The 6,457-nt window shown below is 66.8% G+C and carries 5 protein-coding genes and 1 pseudogene; 1 reads left to right on the top strand and 5 read right to left on the bottom strand.

Annotated elements, in window-relative coordinates; all coding sequences use genetic code 11:
• Window positions 1–255 (top strand): annotated as a pseudogene (locus MLGJGCBP_RS14865) (hypothetical protein); the annotation flags it as partial.
• Between the two features lie 88 nt (window positions 256–343).
• Here MLGJGCBP_RS14865 and MLGJGCBP_RS14860 read toward each other — a convergent pair.
• The 5 genes from MLGJGCBP_RS14860 to MLGJGCBP_RS14840 form a co-directional block, all read right to left on the bottom strand.
• Window positions 344–1,540: a lipid-transfer protein gene (locus tag MLGJGCBP_RS14860; RefSeq protein WP_160096500.1), complete on the bottom strand. Its 1,197-nt coding sequence runs from the start codon at window positions 1,538–1,540 to the stop codon at window positions 344–346.
• Window positions 1,537–1,980, bottom strand: coding sequence for a Zn-ribbon domain-containing OB-fold protein (locus MLGJGCBP_RS14855; RefSeq protein ID WP_160096499.1), 444 nt, complete (start codon window positions 1,978–1,980; stop codon window positions 1,537–1,539). Before MLGJGCBP_RS14855 ends, MLGJGCBP_RS14860 begins: the two co-directional genes overlap by 4 nt.
• A gap of 6 nt (window positions 1,981–1,986) precedes the next feature.
• Window positions 1,987–2,475, bottom strand: coding sequence for a nuclear transport factor 2 family protein (locus MLGJGCBP_RS14850; RefSeq protein WP_160096497.1), 489 nt, complete (start codon window positions 2,473–2,475; stop codon window positions 1,987–1,989).
• Between the two features lie 42 nt (window positions 2,476–2,517).
• Complete coding sequence (locus tag MLGJGCBP_RS14845) at window positions 2,518–4,470, bottom strand: flavin-containing monooxygenase (RefSeq protein WP_201453065.1); 1,953 nt, start codon at window positions 4,468–4,470, stop codon at window positions 2,518–2,520.
• Window positions 4,471–4,535: 65 nt separating this feature from the next.
• Complete coding sequence (locus MLGJGCBP_RS14840; RefSeq protein ID WP_201453064.1) at window positions 4,536–6,029, bottom strand: MFS transporter; 1,494 nt, start codon at window positions 6,027–6,029, stop codon at window positions 4,536–4,538.
• Between the last annotated feature and the right edge of the window lie 428 nt (window positions 6,030–6,457).

Genomic DNA, 6,457 nt, shown 5'->3' with positions numbered 1-6,457 from the left:
GAGAGCATGGGGCCGATCGAGGATCGCACCCGTGAGCACCTGGGTACGTCCGACCTCGCCGTCATTCGGATGCGCCGGCTGATGCTCGATGCCGCACGCCGCAACACGCGCGGCGAGACGCCGCTGGGTCTGGCAGGGGATTACCGCTACGACGAAATCCGTTCGGCGGAGGAACTGATCGATCCGGGTGTGCGCTGGCAGGACGTCGTCGGGGTCCCCTCGTCGGCCAAGGCCGCACAGCCGACCGACGCATGACCCGCTCGTGAGCTGAACGCACAACGCCTCGACCCCGTTGCACCGATAGGGAATCGGTGCAACGGGGTCGAGGCGTGTGGAGCGACGGTCAGGCAGTGACGATCACTGCTGAACCGTGACCGAACAGGCCCTGGTTGATCGACATGCCGACGTTGGCGTTCGGCACCTGACGCTCTCCCGCGTCGCCGCGCAACTGGATCGTCAGCTCCACGACCTGGGCGATGGCCTGTGCCGGTACGGCCTCGCCGAAGCTCGCGAGACCGCCGCTCGCGTTCACCGGCACCCGTCCGCCCAGTGAAGTGACGCCGTCGTGCAGAATCTTCTCGGCCTCGCCCTCGGCGCACAGCCCGATGTGCTCGTACCAGTCGAGTTCGAGAGCAGTCGAAAGGTCGTAGACTTCCGCAAGATTCAGGTCGTCGGGCCCGAGGCCGGCCTCGGCGTACGCCGAACTGGCGAGCGAGGTCTTGAAACCTTCGTCCGGTGCGGGCACCGCGAGTGTCGAGTCGGTGGCGAAGTTGGGCATCTCGATGACGTTGTTCGGGTAGGTCGGCGAGTTCGTGGACAGCGCCGATATACGAACGGCGCGGCCACCCCGCTCGAGCTGCTTACGACGCGCGTAGTCCTCGCTCGTGATGACCAGTGCCGCGGCGCCGTCACTCGTGGCGCACACATCCAGCAGATGCAGCGGCTCGGCGACGTACGCGCTCGCCAGCACCTCGTCCTCGGTGACCACCTTGGTGAACCGTGCGTTCGGGTTGAGTGCGCCCGCGCGGCTGTTCTTCGCCTTCACCATCGCGAAATCGCGTTCGCTCGCGCCGTACGCCGCGATCCGGCGCTGCGCGTAGAGACCGAAGTAGGTGGGGTTGGTGGCACCGAGAAGCCGGAACCGCAGCCAGTCGGGATCGGTCTGATCGCCGCCGCCGAAGGGACCGAAGAACCCCTTGGGGGCGACGTCGGCGCCGATCACCAGGGCGACGTCGCACAGACCGGCGAGGATGTGGGCCCGGGCGGCCCCGATCGCCTGAGCCCCCGACGCGCACGCGGCGAACGAGCTGCTCAGACGGGTTCCGTTCCAGCCGAGCTCCTGCGCGAAGGCCGCGCCGCTGACCAGGCCGGGATAACCGCCGCGCCAGGTGTTCGCGCCGGCGACCATCTGCACGTCGGTCCAGTCGATGCCCGCATCCTCGAGGGCCGCACGAGCAGCGACCCGGCCGTACTCGACGAACGACTTCCCGAACTTGCCCCACGGGTGCATACCCACCCCGAGAACGGCTACTCCACTCATGATGCGACCTCCACGGTCTCGGAATTGTCGAGGGTCCAGCGCCACACCAACTGGACGCCGTCTTCGTCCTCCAGCAGCTTCTCGGTGCGCAGCGACACCGTGTCGCCGACGTTCGCGGGCGGGCTGTCGGGGCTGAGCTGCCCCAGTACGACCAGGCCGTCCTCCTCGAGCTCGACAGCGAGCACGGTGTAGGGCTCGAACGGATCGCCGGAGACGTAGGGGGCCGGAGGCTTGTAGTGGTTACGTGTCCACGACCAGATCCGGCCGCGGGTGCTCAGAGGGTGAGTTTCGAGCACATCACCGCCGCACCGCGGATTGCGGCAACGGTCGATGGTCGGGGGGAAGAAGACGGAACGGCAGCGCGTGCACGCCTTGCCCAGGAGCCGGGTCTCGCTCGCGTCGAACCAGTCGGGTACGGCGGAACGGGAAGGTGTCGTCATGATTCCCTAGTTCCTTTCGGGGGTGTGGGTGGTGGCAACGAGGTTCGTGGCCTTCGGCCGGTCGGCCGGCGAATCTTCGGGTGGCAGCAGCGGGACGAACCCGGCGCGTGCGGTGAGCAGGGTGTCGCCGTACTCGTCCATCCGCTGGATCAGCCCGTCGCGGAACGTGTAGACCCAGCAGTAGTCGTTGGTGTAGATCTCACCGTCGATTCGTGTCGCGCGCATGAGCTGCCGGACGACGGCCGTCTCGCCGTCGACCACGACCGCGACGACGTCGCGCTCGATCGTGTCGACCTGAAGCACCCGGCTCGTATTCGCCCCGGTGAGGGCGGCGGCCACCCGATCGCGGCCGCGGAAGGGCCGGGGGCGGATGCCGGCGGGTGGGTGCCATTCGACGTCCTCGGCCAGCAGCGCCGCGATCGCGCCGGCGTCGTTGCGAGCGCGGGCCTCATTGAATTGCAGGACCAGAGCCCGGGTGCGTTCGGTGTCGGTCATGTCGAGATGCCTTCCGTCTTCGTGGGTATGAGGGGCTGCGGCTCACTGATCGCGCGTGCGTTCGATGAACTCTTCCGCGACCAGACGGCGTGTGCGATGCCAGTAGTCGGCGTTCGTCCACGGCGTGTTGGTGACGATGCGACCCTTGCTGTTGCGGTAGTAGGTCGTCATGCCGGTGTGGGTCCAGATCGAACCGTCCAGCGCTGCGTCGATCTCGCCGTTGTAGGCGTCGAAGACCTCCTGCCGGCATTCGATGCTCGACAGATTCCGCTTCGCCATCCGCTCGAGTGCCTGCAGCACGAAGCGGACCTGCATTTCGACGCTGAGGACGTGGCTGCCACCATGACCTGCATTCGTGTTGGGGCCGTACAGGATGAACATGTTGGGGAAGTTGGGGACGGTCATGCCCAGGTAGGCCCGCGCGTCGTCGGCGCCCCAGCTCTCCCGCAGCGTCGTTCCGTCGCGGCCGTGAATTTCCATGGGGGCGAGCATGTTGAGCGTTTGGAAACCGGTGGCAAGCACGATCACGTCCACCTCGTGCTCGGCGCCGGATGAGGTGACCACACGCTGACCGTCGATGTGGGACACGCCCTCGTCGACGAGGGCGACGTCGTCGCGGAGAAGTGCATCGAACCAGCCGTGGTCGAGCAGCGGGCGTTTGCCATAGGGCGGGTAGTCGGGCACGCACTTGTCGATCAGCTCGGGGCGGTCCGCAAGCTTCTGCTCGATGTACCGGGTCAGGAACTTGCGGTGGCGCTCGTTCTCGGAGTTGATCGACCGGTCCTGATGCGGCCATTCCGGATCGATGCGCAGCATCGGATGCAGTCGGTCACCGAACTTCCAGGCCTGCTGTAGCCGGTACCAGGCGAGGTAGCCGGGGAACTCGGCCATGAGGAACTGCTTGGCCGGCTCCACTCCGCGAGTGGTGTTGGGGTTGGGCATGATCCACTGCGCCGAGCGCTGGAAGACGGTCACCTCGCGGGCGGTGCCGGCGATGGCGGGCACCAATTGCATCGCGGAGGCGCCGGTTCCGATCACGGCGACGCGCTTGTTCGCCAGGTCGATCCCGGGATCCCAGGCGCCGGTGTGGACGACCGGCCCGGTGAAGGAGTCCAGACCGTCGAGGTTCGGGTAGGCGGGACGGTTGAGCAGACCCACAGCGGTGATGACGACCGGGTACTCCGCGGTGTGCGTGGAGTTGTCGGCGCGGCGGAGCGTGACCCGCCAGTGCTGCCGGTCCTCGATCCACTCGGCGGTTTCCAGTTCGGTGCCGAACTGCACCCGCTTGCGGATGCCGTACGACGTCGCGATGTCGAGCAGGTACCCCTCGACCTCCGACTGCTTGGCGAAGTACCGGGGCCAATCCGCTCGTTGGGCGAACGAGTACGAGTAGAGGTGGACAGGGGTGTCGACGCCGCAGCCCGGGTAGACGTTCTCGTGCCACGTGCCGCCGGCGTCCGGGTTCTTGTCGATGATCGTGTACGGCACACCGGCTTCGTCGAGACGGATGGCCGCGCACAGTCCCGAGAAGCCGGTGCCGACCACCAGGACGTGCGGTGCCCGTTGACCGGACGCGGTGTCGATGACCGGCGTTGCGCGGGAGAGGGCACCGAGTTCCTCGGCGAGCATGCCACCCTGCGCGCTCGGCACTTCTTCGTCCAGGCACCGGCTGAGGACGTGCAGTACCTGCTCGGGTGTCAGGGGGGGAGCGTCGGGCAGTTCGCCGCGGCGATGCGCCAGGACGACGTCGAACGCCAGCGTGCGCAGCTCGGCTCGAACGTCGTCGGGCATGCCGCCGTCGTCGTGGTCGCCCGGCCCGCGCATGGCGGTGGGCCGGAACTTGCCTTCGAGAAGTGACAGATCGCCCGTGAGCTGCACGACCGCCGCCAGCAGTGTCGGCAGATTGGCATCGTCGAGCGCGGCGGCGAGGGACTGCTGGAACTCGGCTTCTGCGGGGTCCGAGACGGACAGCGGCGCGGGAGTTATTTGGGTCACAAGATTCCTGACTTCTGGCGACGGGAAGGGGCTCCGCGACTCGGCGGATTTTGAAACTATGAATATCAGAATAGGTCACGTGCGCGTCGCGCCGCAACGGGAACCGGTGAATTGCTCGAGGCGGGTGAGGTCGTTTCATTGCCTGCGAGTGCATTCCGGCAAGCGTCGATCGTTGGGGTCTCGGTGTGTGCCGGGAACCGTCGGGGCAGGAGAACGCCCAGGACCGTGGTCACGAGGGCGCACATCCCGGCCACCACCCACACGACGTCGAATGCTCGTGCCGTGGGGACGGGGGCAGACCCCGAGTCGACACTGAGCGAGACGAGAATCATCGCGAGGGTGGCACTCGCCAGCGACGCGCCGATGGAACGGAGGAGGGTGTTGATGCCGTTGGCGGCCGAAGATTCGGATTCCGGTGCGGCCGCCATCACCAGCCCCGGAAGTGCGGCGAACGAGACGGCGGTGCCCCCGGCGATCACGAACGCACAGGCCGTGACGGTGACGACGGTGCCGGGCACCACGAGCCGGACGGCACACGCGACGGTGGTGACGACACTCCCGATCAGCAGCACGGCACGACCGTTCCAGCGGTCGATGAGCATGCCGGCGAACGGCGAGACCAACACCTGCGCGAACGCGGTCGTCGCGACCGCAAGGCCGGCGGAGGTGGCGGTGAGACCGAAACCGTGACCGGTCCAGGTCGGTAGTTGTAATTGCTGCGTCGTGGCGAGCGTGTTGATGAACATCGCGAACGTGATGAGCATGCCGGCCAGATTGGTCAGCAGAACCGGACGATGGACGGCGGTCCGCAGGTTCACCAGGGGATTGGGCGCCCGCCACTGCAGCGGCGCCCATACCGCGAAGACGACGACGGCTGCGGCGACACAGCCGAGTGTGCGTGGACCAGCCCAACCCCAGGACCCGCCCTTGGACAGCGTCAGCAGCACGGCGGCGAGTCCCATCGACAGCAGCAGTGCACCGACGAAGTCGAATTGGCCGGGTGACCGTGACCCGATGTCGGGAACGATGAGGAGTGCGCCGATGGTCAGCAGCGCACCGCAGACTCCCGCGACCCAGAACACGGTGAGTGGTCCCGCGATGTCCTGCAGGAAGCCGGCGAGCGGGATGCCGAGGGTGGTCCCGATGCCGAGCGTCGCGCTCAGGCCGCCGATCGCGGTGCCGATTCTCGCAGGGGGCAGCGTGTCCCTGAGGATGCTGATCGCGACGGGCACGAGCGCCGTCGCGAAGCCCTGCAGCGACCGCCCGGCGATGAGTGCCGGAAACGTGCCGAGGAGGGCGATGAACGAGCCGGCGGTCATCACCGACATGACGATGACGAGCATCCGGCGCCGGCCCACCATGTCGGCGAGCCGGGTGACCACCGGGGTGGCGACCGCGGCGACGAGCAGGGTCGAGGTGACGAGCCAGGAGGCGTCGTCCGTACTCACCCCGTAGGTCTCCGGCACCGATGGGAGCATCGGGATCGCAATCGTGTGCTGGAGCGAGACGATCGTGCCGCACAGCGCCATCAACGTGACGATCAGCCAGGTGGGAGGCATTCGGTGGGGGAAAATCACTACGGTGCCTCCGGTCTGTGATCCGTGTTCGAGACGCACCGGAGGCAACCGAGATGCTCCGGGCAGGCGTCGAGGTGACGGTCGTGTTTTCGTCTGCCTGCCGACCCGATCCACGATATTATGATATTTGAAGTATCATAAGTATCACGCAGCCTGCAAACGTCTCGCCGCCGGGAGTTCGGCGTGAGTGCGTCCATGCAGGTCAAGTGCTCGAATCGAGCAATGTGAACGAACGTTTCCATTCGCGTCCGGGCGGTGCTAATGTGCGACGTGCTGCCGGATTTTCACCCAGCCGTCGCTGTCGGAGGTAGGAAGAAAATGGGATATCCGTTACCCAAGGGCAATTCGTTGCGGGGGCCGTTTCAGCCGATGCGTTTCGAGGCGACGGTCGAGGAGTGCATTGTGACGGC

The organism is Rhodococcus sp. T7 (genome assembly GCF_009872365.1).
Lineage (GTDB): Bacteria > Actinomycetota > Actinomycetes > Mycobacteriales > Mycobacteriaceae > Rhodococcus_F.
This window is presented reverse-complemented; position numbering and strand designations above follow the sequence as displayed.